This window comes from Mesorhizobium sp. B2-9-1, assembly GCF_006439455.1.
GTDB lineage: Bacteria > Pseudomonadota > Alphaproteobacteria > Rhizobiales > Rhizobiaceae > Mesorhizobium.
Genome location: NZ_VFTP01000008.1, coordinates 21,895 through 38,889, shown reverse-complemented (window position 1 = coordinate 38,889; position 16,995 = coordinate 21,895). Strand labels below are relative to the sequence as shown.

Annotated in this window: 21 protein-coding genes; 15 read left to right on the top strand and 6 right to left on the bottom strand. The window is 62.9% G+C overall.

What is annotated here, in order from left to right:
* Positions 1-4: 4 nt before the first annotated feature.
* Positions 5-1,048 carry an aldo/keto reductase gene (locus FJW05_RS16305; protein WP_140633955.1) on the bottom strand — a complete coding sequence of 348 codons (1,044 nt, stop codon included), beginning with the start codon at positions 1,046-1,048 and terminating at the stop codon, positions 5-7.
* 253 nt (positions 1,049-1,301) lie between these two features.
* Here FJW05_RS16305 and ppk2 point away from each other — a divergent pair, with 253 nt between their 5' ends.
* Positions 1,302-2,222: a polyphosphate kinase 2 gene (ppk2, locus tag FJW05_RS16300; RefSeq protein WP_140633953.1), complete on the top strand. Its 921-nt coding sequence runs from the start codon at positions 1,302-1,304 to the stop codon at positions 2,220-2,222.
* A 179-nt stretch (positions 2,223-2,401) separates the two neighbouring features.
* Here ppk2 and FJW05_RS16295 read toward each other — a convergent pair whose 3' ends face one another.
* From FJW05_RS16295 to FJW05_RS16275, 5 genes are all read right to left on the bottom strand, one after another.
* On the bottom strand, positions 2,402-3,046 hold the full coding sequence (locus tag FJW05_RS16295) for a dihydrofolate reductase family protein (protein WP_140633951.1): 645 nt from the start codon (positions 3,044-3,046) through the stop codon (positions 2,402-2,404).
* 193 nt (positions 3,047-3,239) lie between these two features.
* Positions 3,240-3,599 (bottom strand): HepT-like ribonuclease domain-containing protein, encoded by a 360-nt coding sequence (locus FJW05_RS16290; protein ID WP_140541273.1) that lies wholly within the window; start codon positions 3,597-3,599, stop codon positions 3,240-3,242.
* Entirely contained in the window at positions 3,599-3,895 is a 297-nt protein-coding gene (locus tag FJW05_RS16285) for a nucleotidyltransferase domain-containing protein (protein ID WP_140633949.1), read from the bottom strand. Before FJW05_RS16285 ends, FJW05_RS16290 begins: the two co-directional genes overlap by 1 nt.
* Before the next feature lie 50 nt (positions 3,896-3,945).
* Positions 3,946-4,977: a porphobilinogen synthase gene (hemB, locus tag FJW05_RS16280; protein WP_140633947.1), complete on the bottom strand. Its 1,032-nt coding sequence runs from the start codon at positions 4,975-4,977 to the stop codon at positions 3,946-3,948.
* An 82-nt stretch (positions 4,978-5,059) separates the two neighbouring features.
* Positions 5,060-5,872, bottom strand: coding sequence for a DUF2066 domain-containing protein (locus tag FJW05_RS16275; protein ID WP_140633945.1), 813 nt, complete (start codon positions 5,870-5,872; stop codon positions 5,060-5,062).
* 176 nt (positions 5,873-6,048) lie between these two features.
* Here FJW05_RS16275 and FJW05_RS16270 point away from each other — a divergent pair, with 176 nt between their 5' ends.
* The 14 genes from FJW05_RS16270 to nusB all read left to right on the top strand — a co-directional run bounded on the left by FJW05_RS16270 (position 6,049) and on the right by nusB (position 16,995).
* Complete coding sequence (locus FJW05_RS16270) at positions 6,049-7,092, top strand: enoyl-CoA hydratase/isomerase family protein (protein ID WP_140633880.1); 1,044 nt, start codon at positions 6,049-6,051, stop codon at positions 7,090-7,092.
* On the top strand, positions 7,089-7,511 hold the full coding sequence (locus FJW05_RS16265; RefSeq protein WP_140541278.1) for a DUF6163 family protein: 423 nt from the start codon (positions 7,089-7,091) through the stop codon (positions 7,509-7,511). The genes FJW05_RS16270 and FJW05_RS16265 overlap by 4 nt, the downstream gene beginning before the upstream one ends.
* Positions 7,512-7,812: 301 nt before the next feature.
* The gene (locus FJW05_RS16260) at positions 7,813-8,328 is read left to right on the top strand and encodes a MarR family winged helix-turn-helix transcriptional regulator (protein ID WP_040983294.1); all 516 of its coding nucleotides are present in this window, start codon (positions 7,813-7,815) and stop codon (positions 8,326-8,328) included.
* A gap of 473 nt (positions 8,329-8,801) precedes the next feature.
* Positions 8,802-10,055 (top strand): L,D-transpeptidase family protein, encoded by a 1,254-nt coding sequence (locus FJW05_RS16255; protein ID WP_140633877.1) that lies wholly within the window; start codon positions 8,802-8,804, stop codon positions 10,053-10,055.
* 154 nt (positions 10,056-10,209) lie between these two features.
* The gene (locus FJW05_RS16250; RefSeq protein ID WP_181164969.1) at positions 10,210-10,482 is read left to right on the top strand and encodes a hypothetical protein; all 273 of its coding nucleotides are present in this window, start codon (positions 10,210-10,212) and stop codon (positions 10,480-10,482) included.
* Positions 10,475-11,788: a serine hydroxymethyltransferase gene (glyA, locus tag FJW05_RS16245; RefSeq protein WP_140633871.1), complete on the top strand. Its 1,314-nt coding sequence runs from the start codon at positions 10,475-10,477 to the stop codon at positions 11,786-11,788. The genes FJW05_RS16250 and glyA overlap by 8 nt, the downstream gene beginning before the upstream one ends.
* Positions 11,789-11,861: 73 nt before the next feature.
* The gene (locus tag FJW05_RS16240) at positions 11,862-12,452 is read left to right on the top strand and encodes a hypothetical protein (RefSeq protein ID WP_246673472.1); all 591 of its coding nucleotides are present in this window, start codon (positions 11,862-11,864) and stop codon (positions 12,450-12,452) included.
* 141 nt (positions 12,453-12,593) lie between these two features.
* On the top strand, positions 12,594-13,073 hold the full coding sequence (nrdR, locus tag FJW05_RS16235; protein ID WP_140541281.1) for a transcriptional regulator NrdR: 480 nt from the start codon (positions 12,594-12,596) through the stop codon (positions 13,071-13,073).
* Positions 13,074-13,075: 2 nt separating this feature from the next.
* Entirely contained in the window at positions 13,076-14,203 is a 1,128-nt protein-coding gene (gene ribD / locus FJW05_RS16230; protein WP_181164968.1) for a bifunctional diaminohydroxyphosphoribosylaminopyrimidine deaminase/5-amino-6-(5-phosphoribosylamino)uracil reductase RibD, read from the top strand.
* Positions 14,204-14,264: 61 nt separating this feature from the next.
* Positions 14,265-14,882 (top strand): riboflavin synthase, encoded by a 618-nt coding sequence (locus FJW05_RS16225; RefSeq protein ID WP_140633868.1) that lies wholly within the window; start codon positions 14,265-14,267, stop codon positions 14,880-14,882.
* Positions 14,883-14,939: 57 nt separating this feature from the next.
* The gene (locus FJW05_RS16220; protein WP_140541372.1) at positions 14,940-15,239 is read left to right on the top strand and encodes a DUF1778 domain-containing protein; all 300 of its coding nucleotides are present in this window, start codon (positions 14,940-14,942) and stop codon (positions 15,237-15,239) included.
* A gap of 2 nt (positions 15,240-15,241) precedes the next feature.
* Positions 15,242-15,754 carry a GNAT family N-acetyltransferase gene (locus tag FJW05_RS16215; protein WP_140633865.1) on the top strand — a complete coding sequence of 171 codons (513 nt, stop codon included), beginning with the start codon at positions 15,242-15,244 and terminating at the stop codon, positions 15,752-15,754.
* Positions 15,755-16,009: 255 nt separating this feature from the next.
* Positions 16,010-16,504, top strand: a complete 495-nt coding sequence (locus tag FJW05_RS16205; RefSeq protein ID WP_140541284.1) for a 6,7-dimethyl-8-ribityllumazine synthase — start codon at positions 16,010-16,012, stop codon at positions 16,502-16,504.
* Positions 16,501-16,995: a transcription antitermination factor NusB gene (nusB, locus tag FJW05_RS16200; protein WP_140541285.1), complete on the top strand. Its 495-nt coding sequence runs from the start codon at positions 16,501-16,503 to the stop codon at positions 16,993-16,995. The genes FJW05_RS16205 and nusB overlap by 4 nt, the downstream gene beginning before the upstream one ends.

Sequence of the window (16,995 nt, the reverse complement as noted above, 5' to 3'; positions counted from 1 at the left end):
TGCTTTAAGCTTGGGAGCGGTCAAGCACCCGATCGGCCGGCCCGAAACGATCCCTGGCGGTGAACTGCTGGTGCCAGTAAGGATAAAGCACCGGCGGCCGGCTGACGACGTTGAGACGCTGCCGTTCGTCCTCGGTGAGCGACAGGCTTGCCGCGGCGAGGTTGTCCTTGAGCTGCGCCTCGTTGCGCGCGCCAATCACCAGCGAGCTTACGGCCGGTCGGCCGAGCAGCCAGGCAAGCGCCACCTGCGCGCCCGAAACGCCGCGTGCCTTGCCGATGAAGTTGAGCACGTCGACAATGCGCCACAGGCGATCCTCATCGCGGATCGGCGGTTCCGTCCAGCCGCCGATCTGGCGCGCAGTCGGGCTGTCGCGATGGTATTTGCCGGAGAGCAGCCCGCCGGCCAGCGGGCTCCAGACGAGCACGCCGAGGCCCTGGTCGAGCGAGATCGGCAGCAATTCATATTCGGCCTCGCGCGCTTCCAGCGTGTAGTGGATCTGCTGAGTGATGAAACGGGCCTGATGGCGGCTGTCGCTGACGGCAAGAGCCTTCATCACCTGCCAGCCCGACCAGTTGGAGCAGCCGATATAGCGGATCTTGCCCTGATTGACCAAGGTGTCGAGCGCCGCGATCGTTTCCTCGACCGGGGTGAGCCCATCCCATTGGTGGACGAAATAGACGTCGATGACGTCGGTCCTGAGCCGCTTCAGGCTCTTTTCGCACTCGCGGATCAGATGATGGCGCGACAGGCCTTCGTCATTGGGGCCGGTGCCGATACGCATGCGCGCCTTCGAGGCGATCAGCACATCGTTCTTGCGCTTACCGCCAAGCGCCTCGCCGATGATCTCTTCCGACAATCCGTTGGAATAGACGTTTGCGGTGTCGATGAGGTTGATGCCGGCATCGATGCAGGTGTCGATTATGCGTTTGGCTTCCGAAAGATCCGAATTGCCGACGGCGGCGAACGGACCGGTGCCGCCGAAGGTCATGGTGCCAAGCGTCAATGTCGAGACTTTCAAGCCGGATCGGCCGAGCGTGCGGTATTCCATGTCGGTCCTCGCAATTTGTTTTGAAGAAGCGCCGTGGCGAGCGCCGGAAAAGAGGCGAGGGATTTGTAGGACAATTCCCGCCGCTTGTCGCCCCGCTATCGATACGCGGTCGATCACATATCTTCCATATCGATGCAACTGCCGGGCGATTGCAATAAAACCGTCATTGCGCCTCTGTATCTCAGTCGGCTTACGGAGTGTCCGGCCGGGGCTTCCGAAGCGGTGATGGCTGACAGGCAGACGGAGCAGCGCGATGAATGAACTGAAACCGAATTCCGGGGCCAAGGACTGGCTGGAGGCCGAGCTCGAGGATACGCTCGACGAGGACTATGAGCTGGAGCTGTCCGAGCCGGCGCTCTCGCTCGAGATCGCCAAGATCTACAAGAAGTCGCATCCGCCCTCCATCGAGCGCATGACCTATTTTCGCGAGCTGCTCAGGCTGCAGTCGGAGCTGATCAAGCTGCAGTCCTGGGTCGCCTACCACAAGAAGAAGCTGGTGGTGGTCTTCGAAGGCCGCGATTCCGCCGGCAAAGGCGGCGTCATCAAGCGCATCACGCAGCGGCTCAATCCGCGCATCGCCCGTGTCGTGGCGTTGCCGGCGCCGACCGAGCGCGAGAAGTCGCAATGGTATTTCCAGCGCTACGTGCCGCATCTGCCCGCGGGCGGCGAGATCGTGCTGTTTGACCGCTCCTGGTATAACCGCTCCGGCGTCGAGCGGGTAATGGGCTTCGCCAATGGGGACCAGGTCGAGGAGTTCTTCCGCGACGTGCCCGAATTCGAGCGCATGCTGGTCCGTTCCGGAATCACCCTGGTAAAATACTGGTTCTCGATCACCGACGAGGAGCAGCAGATGCGCTTCTTGATGCGCATCCACGATCCGATGAAGCAGTGGAAGCTCTCGCCCATGGACCTGCAGTCGCGCGTGCGCTGGGAGCAGTACACCAAGGCCAAGGAAGAGACCTTCGCCCGCACCAACATTCCGGAAGCGCCCTGGTTCATCGTCGAGGGCAACGACAAGAAGCGGGCGCGGCTGAACTGCGTCGATCATCTGTTGCAGCAGATGCCCTATGAGGAGGTTCCGCACGAGGAAATCACGCTGCCGGAGCGCGTCTTCAACCCGCAATATGAACGCCAGGTCCTGCCGCGCGAACTCTACGTGCCCGAGAAGTATTGAGCGCCTTCCTTCTCCCCTTGTGGGAGAAGGTGGATCGGCGCGCAGCGCCGAGACGGAAGGGGTGTTGGAAGAAATGAGGCGGTGACGATTTCCAGCTCGTTGCCAAGCTGGAGCACCTCTCATCCGACCTCGCTTCGCGAGGCCACCTTCTCCCACAAGGGGAGAAGGAGAAGCCTGGCCTACGCCCGCCCAATCATCACATGCGTCGCATCGGAGGTCGCAACCTGTTCCGTGCACTGATACCCCAGCTTCAGCATGTCGAGCCCTGCGAACAGATGCTCCCCTGAGCCGAGCAGGATAGGCGAGATGACCAGATGCATCTCGTCGATCAAGCTCTCCTGCAGATACTGCCGAACGGTCGAGACGCCGCCGCCGACCCGCACATCCTTGCCGCCGGCCGCTGCCTTCGCCTGTTCGAGCGCCGAATGGATGCCGTCAGTAACGAAGTAAAAAGTCGTGCCGCCTTCCATCTCGATCGGTGCGCGTTTGTGGTGCGTCAGCACGAAAGTCGGAACATGATAGGGCGGGTTGTCGCCCCACCAGCCTTTCCAGTTGTCGTCCGGCCATTCGCCACGGCTCGGCGCGAACATGTTGCGGCCGAGGATCCACGCGCCGACATTCTCGAAGCTGCGGACCGCAAAATCGTTGTCGGTATCCGTGGTCCCGCCATCCTTGCCGATCATCTGGTGGAAAGAGCGGGTCTTGATCATCCATTTGTGCAGATTTTCGCCGCCGACGCCCAGCGGTGTGTCGAGGCTTTGGTCGGGACCGGCGCCGTAACCGTCGAGCGACAAGGTGAAAGCGTTGACACGCAACTTGGACATGACTGCCTCCTAGACCAGTTGTAATTTGAAATCAGTCTTTGGAGTAGCTTGACTGATTGCGAAATGCAAGCGGTATTTTCTGGCACCATCGAGTCGGGCATTGTCGGGATCGTCGCAGGAATGGTAGCTGCCCGGGAATATTGGTGCGAAAGGCGGTAAGGGATGCCGTCGCAATTTTCGTCGAGAAACGCGATTAGCTGGGCAACTCTCGGTCGGCTGCATCAAGGATGCGTTCAATGGCAACGCGTAGCGCCGGCAAGTTGTCTGTCACGACAGCCCAGACAATGGCTTCGGAAGTCTTGTGATATTCATGACGCAGGATGTTGCCTATGCCACGAACCTGTTTCCAGGAAATTTCTGGGGCAAGAGCGATTAGATCGTCAGGAATGTGCCGGGTGGCTTCGGAAATAATCTCGATACCGCGCTCGATGCCGTGGCGGAGCAGCCAATCACTACGGAAATCTTCCAGTGTCTTGCCGGTCGTCGCAGCATCGATACCATCCAGAGCCGCAACGATCTCGGCGAGGATCGGCTTGATCCGACGCGGAGCCATCAAAATATACGCACGGCCGATCGTTCGATATCAGCTTTCAACATCGGATGAAGACTATCCCGCGTAGTAATGTCGATTTCGGCCGACATTTTCTCTTCGAGAAATTGTTTGATGCCGACGAGGTCGATCAAGGAAAAGCGCCGCGCCGGATCGTAGTCTATGAAGAGATCAAGATCGCTGTCCGAACGTGCGTCGCCGCGCGCGGCCGACCCAAACAGATAAAGCGAAGTCGCGCCCATGCCTCTGATGGCGTCTGCGTTCTTCTGCAAGCGTTCGATCACTTCATTCCGGCTCATGGGTCCATTCTAACGGATCTCGTTAGAATTCCAAAATCGCGAGGCGAGCCCTACCCCCTCAGCATCTGCGCCACCACCGGCGCGAAATAGGTGAGCACGCCGTCACAGCCCGCCCGCTTCAGCGCAAGCAGCGATTCCAGCATCGCCTTTTCGCCGTCGATCCAGCCATTGACGGCGGCTGCCTTGATCATCGAATATTCGCCCGACACCTGATAGGCGAAGGTCGGCATCCGCAGCTCGTCCTTCAGCCGGCGGATGATGTCGAGATAGGGCAGGCCGGGCTTGACCATCAGCATGTCGGCGCCCTCGGCGAGGTCCTGCTCGGCCTCGCGCACGGCCTCGTCGGAATTGGCGTGGTCGATATAGTAGGTTTTCTTGTCGCCCTTGAGCAAGCCGGCGGTGCCGACCGCCTCGCGGTACGGTCCGTAGAAGGCCGAGGCGAACTTCGTCGCGTAGGACATGATCGCCACGTCCTGGAAACCGTTGGCATCGAGCGCGTCACGGATGGCGCCGATGCGGCCGTCCATCATGTCGGACGGCGCGATGATGTCGGCGCCCGCCGCCGCCTGGATGACGGCCGCGGCGGCGACCTGCTCCACCGTCTCGTCATTGACGATGATGCCGTCGCGCAGGATGCCGTCATGGCCGTGGCTGGTGAACGGATCGAGCGCGGCATCGGTGATGATGCCGATCTCCGGCACCGCGTCCTTGATGGCGCGCGTGGCGCGGTTGATGACATTGTCGGGGTCGAGGATGTGCGAGCCGATCTGGTCGCGCAGCGCAAGCTCGACATTGGGGAAGGTGGCGATGGCCGGGATGCCCAGCTTGGCCGCGCGCTCAGCTTCCTTCACCGCGAGGTCGATGGAAAGGCGATAGACGTCGGGCATCGCGGCGATAGGCTCACGCGTGTTCTTGCCGTCGATGACGAAGATCGGCCAGATCAGGTCGTTCACCGAAAGCTGGTTCTCCTGCACCAGCCGTCGCGACCAGTCGGCCTTGCGCATGCGCCGCAGCCGCCGGCTGCCGGTGATCTCGTCGACGCTGCGCGCGCCGGCGGGCTTTGCGGGAGTGAATTTGTCCATAGCCGAAACTCTCTTTTGCGTCGGCTTTTACCATGCGTCTCCGCCGCTGACCAATGCGACACGATTGTGCCAGGCACGCGCCTCACGGCGGCCCGTGTCCCGACAAGATCTGCGCCGCGCCCCTGATCGCCACACGGAACGCCTCGTCGAAGCTGACGCCGCGCGCCTGCCAGCGGTAGGTCCTGCCGCGATCGTCCAGCCGCCAGTCGGCGATCCAGCCAAGTTCCTTGTCGCTCCACACGATGCTGCCGGCTAGCGCCCGGGCCGCTCCCGCTTTTTTTGCGAGCTTGTCGAGTCTTGCCATATCGGCCCCGGAAAGCGCCTTTTCATCCAGGCCGCCAAGCTGCCCGGCCTTTGGAAAGGTGACGCGCATCAGCAGCGGACCGGCAGCATTGGCGAAGGATTCGCGCATCGCGTCGCCGCGCTGCTCGTCTTGCGTCAGCATAAAATGCCGCGAGCCCTGCTCAGCGGTCATGAAGACGGCGATCAGCGGCCGCTCGCCGAGCCAGGGCCTGCTGCCGAGCTGCGCCAGGAGCTTGTCGATGACAGCCGGCTTGTAGAGGCAGGTGAGATCATGCGGCCGGTCATGCGTGCCTTGCTCGTCATGGATCGGGATGCCTTCGAGCCGGTCGTGATAGTGGAAGGACTGCACGAAGTCGGCCGCCTTGTCGCGCAGAGCCAGCATCTCCGTCTTCTGCGTCAGGCGCTGGTCGCCCGAGACCTTGACAAGAACCTTGTCGAGGCAATCCTTGAAGCCGATCGCGCGATTTGCCTCGCCGGTGCCGGTGACGATCGCCTGCGCCTGGTAGAGCTCGGCGATTGTCGCGGCGTGGACCGGCAGTCCCAGACATAGGAGACCGACCAATCCAACCGCGAAGCGGGAAATTCCAGGCATGTCGATCTGTTCGAAACCTGTCGGGCGGGGCACAGTGCTTTGCCGGTTACCTAACATCTGGCGCTGCCGCCCGCCAGCGCAAGGAGCGCTTCCCAGTAACCGCCGCCATTGACGCGTCTCCGTGCCGCCTTTAGCACTTCTCTCCCCCGGCGGGCGGAGAGAGGGATTCTCTGGTGATGGATTTTGGCGGAGGCGACGAGATCCGCTTCGAGCGGCTGGGCAAGGCGGGTGTGGTCACTTTGACCCGCCCCAAGGCGCTCAACGCCGTTACGCACAACATGGTCAAGGCGCTCGACAGGGCGCTCGACGCCTGGGAGCGGGACACGGGCGTCGGTCTCGTCGTCGTCAAGGCCGAGGGCAGGGCGTTTTCCGCCGGCGGCGATATCCTGCATATCTACGAGGCCGGCCGCGCCGGCGAACCGCCGGTCGATTTCTTCGCCGACGAGTACCGGCTCAACGCCCGCATCGCACGCTTCAAGAAACCTTATATCGCTTTGATCGACGGCATCGTCATGGGCGGCGGCGTCGGCGTCTCCTTCCATGGCTCGCATCGGGTGCTGACCGAAAACGCGCAGTTCGCCATGCCGGAGGTCGGCATCGGCTTTTTCCCCGATGTCGGCGCCAGCCATTTGCTGCCGGATCTCGGCGGCTCCTTCGGCATGTATCTCGGGCTGACCGGAAATCGCATCCGCTACGGCGATGCGCTTTGGTCGGGACTTGCCACGCACACGATCAAGGCGCAGGACCAGGCGGGGTTGCTCGGCGAGCTGGCGACCAGCAACGATCCGGATGCCGAGCTGCGCGATTTCTTCGTGCCGGCAAAACGCGAGACGGAGCGGCAGGACCTGGATTCGATCGCTCGCCATTTTTCGCAAGGCTCGCTTGCCGATATCATCGCCAGCCTCGAGGAGGCCGCCGCCGGAGACGCTTTCGCCGCCAGGACGCTTGCCGCGATCAAGACTCGTTCGCCGACCAGCCTCCACGTCGCCTGGCGCGAGATCGCCGCCGGCTCGACACTGTCGATGGACGAATGCATGAAGATGGAGTTCCGTATCCTCAACCGCATGCTTGCCGGCCACGATTTCTACGAAGGCATCCGCGCCGCCATCGTCGAAAAGGGGTCGAAGCCCGAGTGGCGGCCGGCAGGACTGGATGAGGTCCGGACGGCCGACATCGACGCCTATTTCGCGCCGCTCGGGGACAAGGAGCTTGTCCTGTGAGCGAGGTCACCTCCAGGCGCGTGGTGCTGCAGCCCTCGACCACTGAGGTCATCTTCGCCTGGTTCCAGCGCGTCATCGCCGGCTACTGCCTGTTGTTCGGCATCCTCTATTGGATCCGCCTCATCGGCATCTATCCGGGCGAGCTGTGGCGCTTCGACCTGATGCCGGTGCACTGGCAGGTGGCGGCAGCGATGCTCGCGGTGTTCTTTCCCTTCGCCGCCGCCGGCCTCTGGATGCTGGCGTCGTGGGGTCCGGTGATCTGGTTCATCTGCGCCGCGACCGAGACGGTGATGTATGCCGGTTTCCCCGATCTCTTCGGCAATCGGCTGCTAATCGTCGTATCGCACGCCTGCGTGGCCTTGCTCTACATCGTCTTTCGGGTCACCATCTGGCTGCAGAAGCGCCGGCTCCGCCAATGAGCGTGATGCCGAAAAGTGTGAAGCGGTTTTCGGACGACATCATGCTCCACCCATAAAGCCGGCCGAGGGCCGGCCTTCGGGGCCGATCTCGCGGCCCCGTTTCACTGCAAGATCCATTGGCTAAATCTTTAGGTTAATTGTTCTTGCTCGGGTGACCGATCGTTAAGCGTCTTCCGAAACCTCTTACCGGTAAGCTCTTGTTAGCCCTGGCGTTTAAGTCGAATTTTATGAGTATTCGATAGTGTCGCGATCAAGGTGAAAAACAAAAAATCACCAAGGCGACAAACGAGAGGCAAAGACAATGATCAATTCGCGTCCGGCGGCGAAGACCGCAAACGTATCCGACGATCGCCGCGAGGCTATCCGCTCGCTTTACATGGAATCGCTGCAGCTGGTGGAGCGTCTGCACCGCCGCCTGCTTGACGTGATCAAGGACGAGTTCGACCGCAACGGCCGTTCCGACATCAACGCCATCCAGGCGCTGCTGCTCTTCAACATCGGCAACTCCGAGCTGACCGCCGGCGAGCTGCGCTCGCGCGGCTACTATCTCGGCTCGAACGTCTCCTACAATCTGAAGAAGCTGGTCGACCTCGGCTTCATCAACCACCAGCGCTCGCGCATCGACCGCCGCTCGGTCCGCGTCTCGCTGACGCCGAAGGGCAACGAGGTGGCCGACGTCGTCGCCGGCCTCTACGAGCGCCATGTCGGCTCGATCGAGGCGGTCGGCGGCATCAACACCGACGAGTTCAAGCAGATGAACCGCGCGCTACAGCGCCTCGATCGCTTCTGGAACGATACGATCGCTTACCGGATGTAAGCGCTTCGAAATTGGGGACGGGAAAGCCGCGCCGAAGAAGCGCGACCGGGAGAAGAGTACGGGACCGGTGCTGAAGCGCACCGGTCCTATTCTTTTTGCGAAGGCAGGCATCTGCGGGAGTTCGCTCTGCACATTGAAGCTCCGCGCCTGAAGGGCAGGGTGCTTACTTCGCAAGGACGCGCCGGCGTTGCCGCCGATGCAAAAAAGCATCGCCGCCCTTCCTTTCACCGTGCCGCCGCATGCAAATCGCGGGCCAAGGCCACGTTGCCGCCATAATCGCGGTCAATGCGATTTGTGAGTGACGCTGCGGGCCTGCGCCTTGCGCTCCTTGGAACCTGCGTGGCGGCAGCGCGTTTCTGGCGGCCGACGATGTGGGTCATGGTTGGCGAATTGTTAAGTTCGCCACCCCTAGAGTGCGGACAAGCCGCCCGGCAAGCGAATTGAGCGAGAGCGAATAGCCAAGAATGTCTGCCATGAGAACCAGCCGCCGTTTCTTCCTCACTGGAGCCTCCGCGCTCGCCGCCGCTGTTGTCGCCGGCCATGCCAGCGCGCAGGATGTGGTCGGGGATATCCTCAAGTCCTCGACGCGCGGCAATTGGGACGACCAGTTCGACGCCCGCGCCAACAACACAAGCAAGGTCGCCTCAACGCTGCCGATCTTCAGCCAGCAGACGGTCGCCTTCACCGAGCAGGCGGTGGCGCAGTATCAGAACATCGTCTCCCAGGGCGGCTGGGAACAGGTTCCGGCGACCAAGAAATTGCAGCTCGGCGTCGACGATCCGGATGTCGTCCCGCTGCGCAAGCGCCTGATGGTCTCGGGCGACCTGCCGCAGAGCGCCGGCATTTCGACGGCCTTCGATTCCTATGTCGACTCGGCGGTAAAGCGCTTCCAGCTCCGGCACGGCCTGCCGGCCGACGGTGCCATGGGCAAATACACTTATACGGCAATGAACGTCTCGGCGCAGATCCGGCTCGGCCAGTTGCAGACCAATCTGGAGCGCCTGAAGGAAAAGGCCGGCACGCTGGGCGACCGCTACGTGCTGGTCGACATTCCGGGCGCCCAGATCGAAGCCGTCGAGAACGACCGTGTCGTGCTTCGCCATACCGCGATCGTCGGCAAGATCGACCGCCAGACGCCGATCGTGAACTCGAAGATCAACGAGATCATCGTCAATCCATACTGGAACGCGCCGGTCTCGATCGTGCGCAAGGACATCATTCCGCTGATGCGGAAGGACCCGAACTACCTCAAGGACAGCCACATCCGCCTGTTCGCGCCGGACGGCAGCGAGGTCGATCCGATGACCATCGACTGGTCGACGGACGACGCCGCGAAATACCGTTTCCGCCAGGACCCGGGCAACAACAACGCGATGGCCTCGGTCAAGATCAACTTCCCGAGCCCGGACGGCGTCTACATGCACGACACGCCGCAGCAGAGCCTGTTCGGCAAGCTGATGCGCTTCGATTCCTCGGGCTGCGTGCGCGTCCAGAACGTGCGCGACCTCGTCACCTGGATCCTGCGCGACACGCCCGGCTGGGACCGCCAGCATTTCGAGGCGGCGATCAAGACCGGCGAGAACACGCCGATCCAGGTCGTCAACCCGGTGCCGGTTCACTTCCTCTATCTGTCGGCATGGTCGACGGCTCCGGGCGTCGTGCAGTTCCGCGACGACATTTACGGCCTCGACGGCGCCGCCGAGCTGCAGATCAGCTCTGCGCTTTAAGTGCCTGATCTAAAAAGAAAAAGGCCGCTCTTGTAGCGGTCTTTTTGGTCGGATCAGCCGCAACTGCCAGCAAGCAGAACGACAGCCTCGGCGCTGGACGGCGCGCGTTCGATTGCGCATCGGATTGAATCAGCGATCGAACTGGGCTTAAGCCATGCCGGCATCGAGGCCGAGCGCGCCGAACCGCGGGGCGATGCTTCGCCGTGGCGACATCAACGACCATACGGCGCGCAAGCTGTTCACCGAAATCACCTTCTCAGAGGCGCTGCTGAAGCCGCGAACCGCGCGATTAGCACCCGCCAGGCTTGGCTTGACGCAAACCGGCCAGCAAATTTCGCGCCGCAAACGTGGCGGGCCGAAAACAACTGTGTTAATGCGCGGCGACCTCGCAGACCTCCGGCCCCAAGGGAAAGCAAGCCATGTCTAATGCCGCGGCAGCCTCCACCAAATTCGAATCCTTCTTCGAGACCACGCTTGCCGATGCCGATCCGGAAATCTTCGGCTCCATCCGCAACGAGCTCGGCCGCCAGCGCCATGAGATCGAGCTGATCGCTTCCGAAAACATCGTGTCGCGCGCCGTGCTCGAGGCGCAAGGCTCGATCATGACCAACAAATATGCCGAGGGCTACCCGGGCAAGCGCTACTATGGCGGCTGCCAGTTCGTCGACGTGGCCGAGGAACTGGCCATCGAGCGCGCCAAAAAGCTGTTCGGCTGCAACTTCGCCAACGTCCAGCCGAACTCGGGCAGCCAGATGAATCAGGCAGTGTTTCTGGCGCTGCTGCAGCCCGGCGACACCTTCATGGGCCTCGACCTGAATTCGGGCGGCCATCTCACTCACGGCTCGCCGGTCAACATGAGCGGCAAGTGGTTCAAGGTCGTCTCCTACGGCGTGCGCAAGGATGATCACCTGCTCGATATGGACGCGATCGAGAAGACCGCGCATGAGACGAAGCCGAAGCTGATCCTGGCCGGCGGCACCGCCTATTCGCGTATCTGGGATTGGAAGCGTTTCCGCGAGATCGCCGATTCGATCGGCGCCTATCTCATGGTCGACATGGCGCATATCGCCGGCCTCGTCGCCGGCGGCATGCATCCGTCGCCGCTGCCCCACGCGCATGTCGTGACCACGACGACCCACAAGTCGCTGCGCGGCCCGCGCGGCGGCATGATCCTGTGCAATGACGAGGAAATCGCCAAGAAGATGAACTCGGCGGTGTTCCCGGGCCTGCAGGGCGGGCCGCTGATGCATGTCATCGCCGCCAAGGCGGTGGCGCTCGGCGAAGCGCTGAAGCCGAGCTTCAAGGCCTATGCCGAAAGCATCGTCGCCAATGCCAAGGCGCTGGCCTCCAGCCTGCAGGAGACTGGCCTCGACATCGTCTCGGGCGGCACCGACAATCACCTGATGCTGGTCGACCTTCGTCCGAAGAACGCCACCGGCAAGCGCGCGGAAGCAGCCCTTGGCCGCGCCAACATCACCTGCAACAAGAACGGCATTCCGTTCGATCCGGAAAAGCCCTTCGTCACCTCTGGCGTGCGCCTCGGCACGCCGGCGGGTACCACGCGCGGCTTCGGCCAGGCCGAGTTCCGCGAGATCGGCAAGCTGATCGCGGAGGTGCTGGACGGGCTGAAAGCGGCGAATTCCGATGAGGGCAACGCAGCGGTCGAGGCCGCTGTGAAGGCCAAGGTCACGGCGCTGACCGATCGCTTCCCGCTCTATCCCTATCTCGGTTGACCGGGCGCCACGCGTCATCTTTTATCCTGCGCTTGCGCCGCTCCTCTGGGCGGCGCGGCTTACTGGAGATCCGATGATGCGTACTTCCCGTCTCGCCGCGGCCTTGCTTGGCCCGCTTGCCGCCTTCGCCACCTCCGCCGCGATGGCTCAGGACGAAACCAAGCCGGATGCTGATCTGCCCGCCACCAGCACCTTCGGCCGGTGGACCACCATCATCGACACGCTCGATACCGGCCAGGATGCGCACAAGACCTGCGCCGCCTCGACGGCCTTCCTCGACGGCGCCGGCAATGCCGGGTCCCTGACGCTGTCGATCTCGACCGGCGACGCGCTGCCGCCGGATGCCTACCCGGCCATCATGTTCATCGTCGACAACAAGACCTTGCCGACCGGCGACAAGATCGCCGCGACCTTCGGCGACCCCGGCGTGAAGGTCGCCGCAACGGTCACCTCCAACACCGCCGCCGGCGGCCGCCCGAGCTGGATGGTCGACAACCAGGCCAAGACCAGCCTGGCCTTGCTGCGCGCCATGCGCAAGGTCACCTCGCTCGATGTGGTCTTCGGCAAACAGGCCGTCGCCAGCATCCCGATGGATGGCTTCACCAAGGCCTATCGCAACCTCGGCACGTCCTGCGGGTTTTTGACCAAGGACGTCGCGCCCTGACGCTGCCGACCCCTGGGGCAGGGCGCTGGCAATTGTGCTTGCGCCTCGCTATCTCTGATAGGAAGGCTCCGCGCTTTGCCATAACGGCAAAACAAACTAAGCCTTCCCGCATCCTGAGAATCGCCAAACCGAAAGCTTCCCATGCGCTGTCCCTATTGCCAGTCCGAAGATACGCAGGTGAAGGATTCGCGTCCCGCGGAGGATGGCGCGGCCATCCGCAGGCGCCGCGTCTGCCCTGATTGCGGTGGTCGTTTCACCACCTTCGAGCGCGTGCAATTGCGTGACCTTGTGGTTGTCAAGAAGTCCGGCCGCAAGGTGCCGTTCGACCGCGACAAGCTGCTGCGCTCGGTCGAGATCGCGGTGCGCAAGCGCAATGTCGATCCCGAGCGTATCGACCGCGCCGTCACCGGCATCGTGCGCCAGCTCGAAAGCTCCGGCGAAACCGAGGTGGCCTCGGGTGAGGTCGGCCGGCTGGTGATGGAGGCGCTGAAGTCGCTCGATGACGTCGCCTATGTCCGCTTCGCCTCGGTCTATCGCAATTTCCGCGAGGCCAAGGATTTTCACGAGCTGCTGGGCGAATTGAAGGGCGACGAGGAGAAGACCGAAGAGGACGCCGGCTGATCATGGTGGGACAGCGACTGGATGAGGCCGCACAGTCGGTCCTTGATCGCCGTTTCATGGCCGCGGCCATCAGGCTGTCGCGCCGCAATGCCGGCCGCACCTCCACCAACCCTTCCGTCGGCACCATCATCGTGCGCGACGACGGCGCCGGCCCGATGATTGTCGGCACTGGCGTGACGGCCGTGGGCGGCCGCCCCCATGCCGAGACCGAAGCGCTTGCCGAGGCCGGCGAGCTTGCGCGGGGTGCCACGGCTTACGTCACCTTGGAGCCCTGCGCCCATCACGGCCGCACGCCGCCCTGCGCCAACGCGCTGGTCAATGCCGGCATCGCGCGCGTCGTCGGTGCGGCGAGCGATCCCGATCCGCGCGTCTCCGGCAAGGGCTACGCCATCCTGCGCGCCGCCGGCGTCCAGGTGGCGGAGAAGGTGCTGGCCACCGAGGCCGCCGAGCAGATGGCCGGCTATCTGACTCGTTCTCTGAAAAAACGCCCGGAAGTGACTCTGAAGCTTGCGCTTTCGAGCGACGGCAAGATCGGCCGCATAGGCGCCGGACAGGTCGCCATCACCGGCGAGATCGCCCGGCGCGATGTCTATCTGATGCGCGCCGAGGCGGACGCCATCCTGATCGGCATCGGCACCGCGCTCGAGGACGACCCGGCGCTGACCGTGCGCCTGCCCGGGCTGGAGAACCGTTCGCCGGCGCGTATCATCCTCGATCGGCAGATCCGGTTGCCGGAGACGTCCAGGCTGGTGTCCGGCGTCGACCGCGTGCCGCTCTATGTCGCCGCTTGCCTGGAGGCCGATCCGCATCGGCGGGCAGCGCTCGAACGCGCCGGCGTGCGCTTCATCGGCACCGAAACCTATGATGGCTTCGTCGCTCTGCCGGAATTGCTGGAAGACCTTGCCGCGCTCGGGATGGCAAGCGTTTTGGTCGAAGGCGGTGCCAGGGTGGCCAAGGCCTTCCTGGAGGAAGACCTAGTCGACCGCATCGTCCTGTTCCAGGGGCCGGAGGCAATCGGCGAGGATGGGATTGCATCGCCCATCGACGCCGACCATATCCCGGCAGGCTTTCGCAAATTGCGCGACATGCGGTTTGGCGAGGACAGCTATGCCGAATGGGTAAGACCATGATCGCGAAAAGTGGGAACCGGTTTTTGTGCGAGATCATGGTCAAAACGAAAGACGCTCTCTGATGTTTACAGGAATTGTCACGGATGTGGGCGCTATCGCTTCGGTGAAGCCGCTGGCGGAAGGCGTCGGCCTGCGCATCGACACCGCCTATGATCCCGAGACCATCGCGATCGGCGCCTCCATCTCCTGCGGCGGCGTTTGCCTGACGGTCACGGCGCTGCCCGAGCACGGCTCGAATGCGCGCTGGTTCGAGGTCGAGGCCTGGGAGGAAGCGCTGAGGCTGACCACTGCGTCGAGTTGGAAGCCCGGCACCAGGATAAATCTCGAACGCGCGCTGAAGATCGGCGACGAACTCGGCGGCCACATCGTCTCCGGACATGTCGACGGCACCGCCGAAATCGTCGAGCGCAAGGAGGAGGGCGATGCCGTGCGCTTCACGCTGGAAGCGCCGCGCAATCTGGCGAAGTTCATCGCGCCGAAAGGGTCGGTGGCCCTCGACGGCACCTCGCTTACCGTCAACAAGGTCGAAGCGACCCGCTTCGACGTGCTCCTCATCCATCACTCGCTGAGCGTCACCACCTGGGGCGAGCGCCGGGCCGGCGACCGCGTCAACATCGAGATCGACACCATGGCCCGCTATGCCGCGCGCCTGGCCGAGGCAGCGAAAGAGGGGCTTTGATGACAGGCCTTGAAGTTGCCGGCCATTGGCCGTACATTGTCTTCAGGAGAAACGATGATGACGGTACATGCACATCCACCTCGCAATCGCGCCCGTGGTGAACGCCTAGAAGCTCGCATCACTGCGGATCAGAAGAGCCTGATTGAGCGTGCTGCAGCGCTGCAAGGCCGCACCGTGACTGACTTCGTGCTGAGCAGCGTCCAGGAGGCTGCCCGCCGGGCCATCGAAGAGCACCAGCGCCTTGAACTATCTGTCAGCGACAGCAGGGCATTCGTGGATGCTCTAGTCAATCCGAAACCAGTGAACGATCGCCTGCGCGATACGGTGCGTCGGTATCGCCAAGCCACTGGCATCTGAGGGTGACGGGCTCGACCGAGGCCTCTTTGCGAGTTGAGGTGCTCGGTTCGCAGCACGACAGAAACTCGTTCGAATGCGGCGTAGAGCCACTTGATCGATATCTTCGAATGCAGGCCGGACAAGACGCTCGCAAGAACATTGCAGCACCGTTTGTGCTGGTCATGCCGGACGGAGCTATTGCAGGCTACTATACCCTCTCATCGACTGCGGTGAGTGTCGGTGAATGGCCTGTTGAGACGGTTCGCAAGCTGCCGCGTTATCCGCTGATTCCGGCGACGCTGCTCGGGCGCCTAGCGGTAGATCGACGGCAACAGGGCCGGGGTTATGGCCGATACCTCCTGGCCGATGCCCTGCTTCGATCTCTCCGCAGCGAGATTGCTGCGTTTGCGGTAATCGTCAATGCAAAGGACGAGAACGCGCGCCGGTTCTATCAGCGAGAAAGTTTTTTGCCATTTCCGGATCAGCCGATGAAACTATTTAGGCCGATGGCCGATATCGCGGAACTGTTCAGATGAGAAAGGGAACTCCAACGGAGGGTGAGAATTCCAAGCTCAAAGAACGGCTGACCCGCGAAGCAATGGCCGATGTGGATGCCAGCCGTGTGGTGGATCACGGAACCGTTCTTGTCTGGGCTGAAAGCCTGGGTACCGGCTGTCCGCTTCCACCGCCTCGGATAAAGATGCGATAGACCAAGCGGCACCCCGCCAATCTTCCGCTTGCGGTCAACACGGCTTCGGCCTAAGTCACCGGCAACCCCCCCGGAGACTTTTATGGCTGGCACATCCCAACATGGCAAAGCGTTCATTCGCCCGAAGGCGAAGGCGCATCTGCTCATTGTCGAAGCGCGCTTTCACGACGATCTCGCCGACGCCCTGCTCGAAGGCGCGACCGGCGCGCTCGAGGAGGCCGGCGCCACCTATGACGTGGTGACGGTTCCCGGCTCGCTCGAAATACCTGCTGTCATCACCTTCGCGCTCGATGGCGCGGCCGAAGGCGGCACGCATTACGACGGTTTTGTTGCGCTCGGCACCGTCGTGCGTGGCGACACCTATCATTTCGACATCGTCGCCAATGAATCGAGCCGCGCGCTGATGGACCTTTCGGTGCAGGAGGCGATCGCGATCGGCAACGGCATTCTGACCACCGAGAACGACGCGCAGGCATGGACGCGCGCGCGCAAGACGGAAGGCGACAAGGGCGGCTTCGCCGCACGCGCGGCGCTGACCATGATCGCCCTCAAAGAAAAATTCGGAGCCCAATCGTGAGCGATCCCGCCTCGACCGGAGCGGCGCGCCACGCCAACAAGCGTGGGGCTGCCCGTCTTGCCGCCGTCCAGGCGCTTTACCAAATGGACGTGGCCGGCAGCGGCGTCTTCGAGATCACGGCCGAATACGAGACCTTCCGCCTCGGCAAGGAAGTCGACGGCGCGCTCTACCGCGAGGCCGACGCGCAATGGTTCCGCGCCATCCTGACTGGCGTCGTCGAGAACCAGAAGACCATCGATCCCGTCATCCGCCAGGCGCTGACCGAGGACTGGCCGCTGTCGCGGCTGGATTCGACGCTACGCGCCATCCTGCGCGCCGGCGTCTACGAATTGATGAAGCGCGAGGATGTGCCGGTGGCCGTCATCGTTTCCGAATATGTCGACATCGCAAAAGCCTTTTACGAGGAAGACGAGCCGAAGCTGGTCAACGCCGTCCTCGATCGCGTCTCGCGCCGGGTTCGCGGCGAGGGGCGAGGCAAGGACGCTTCGTGA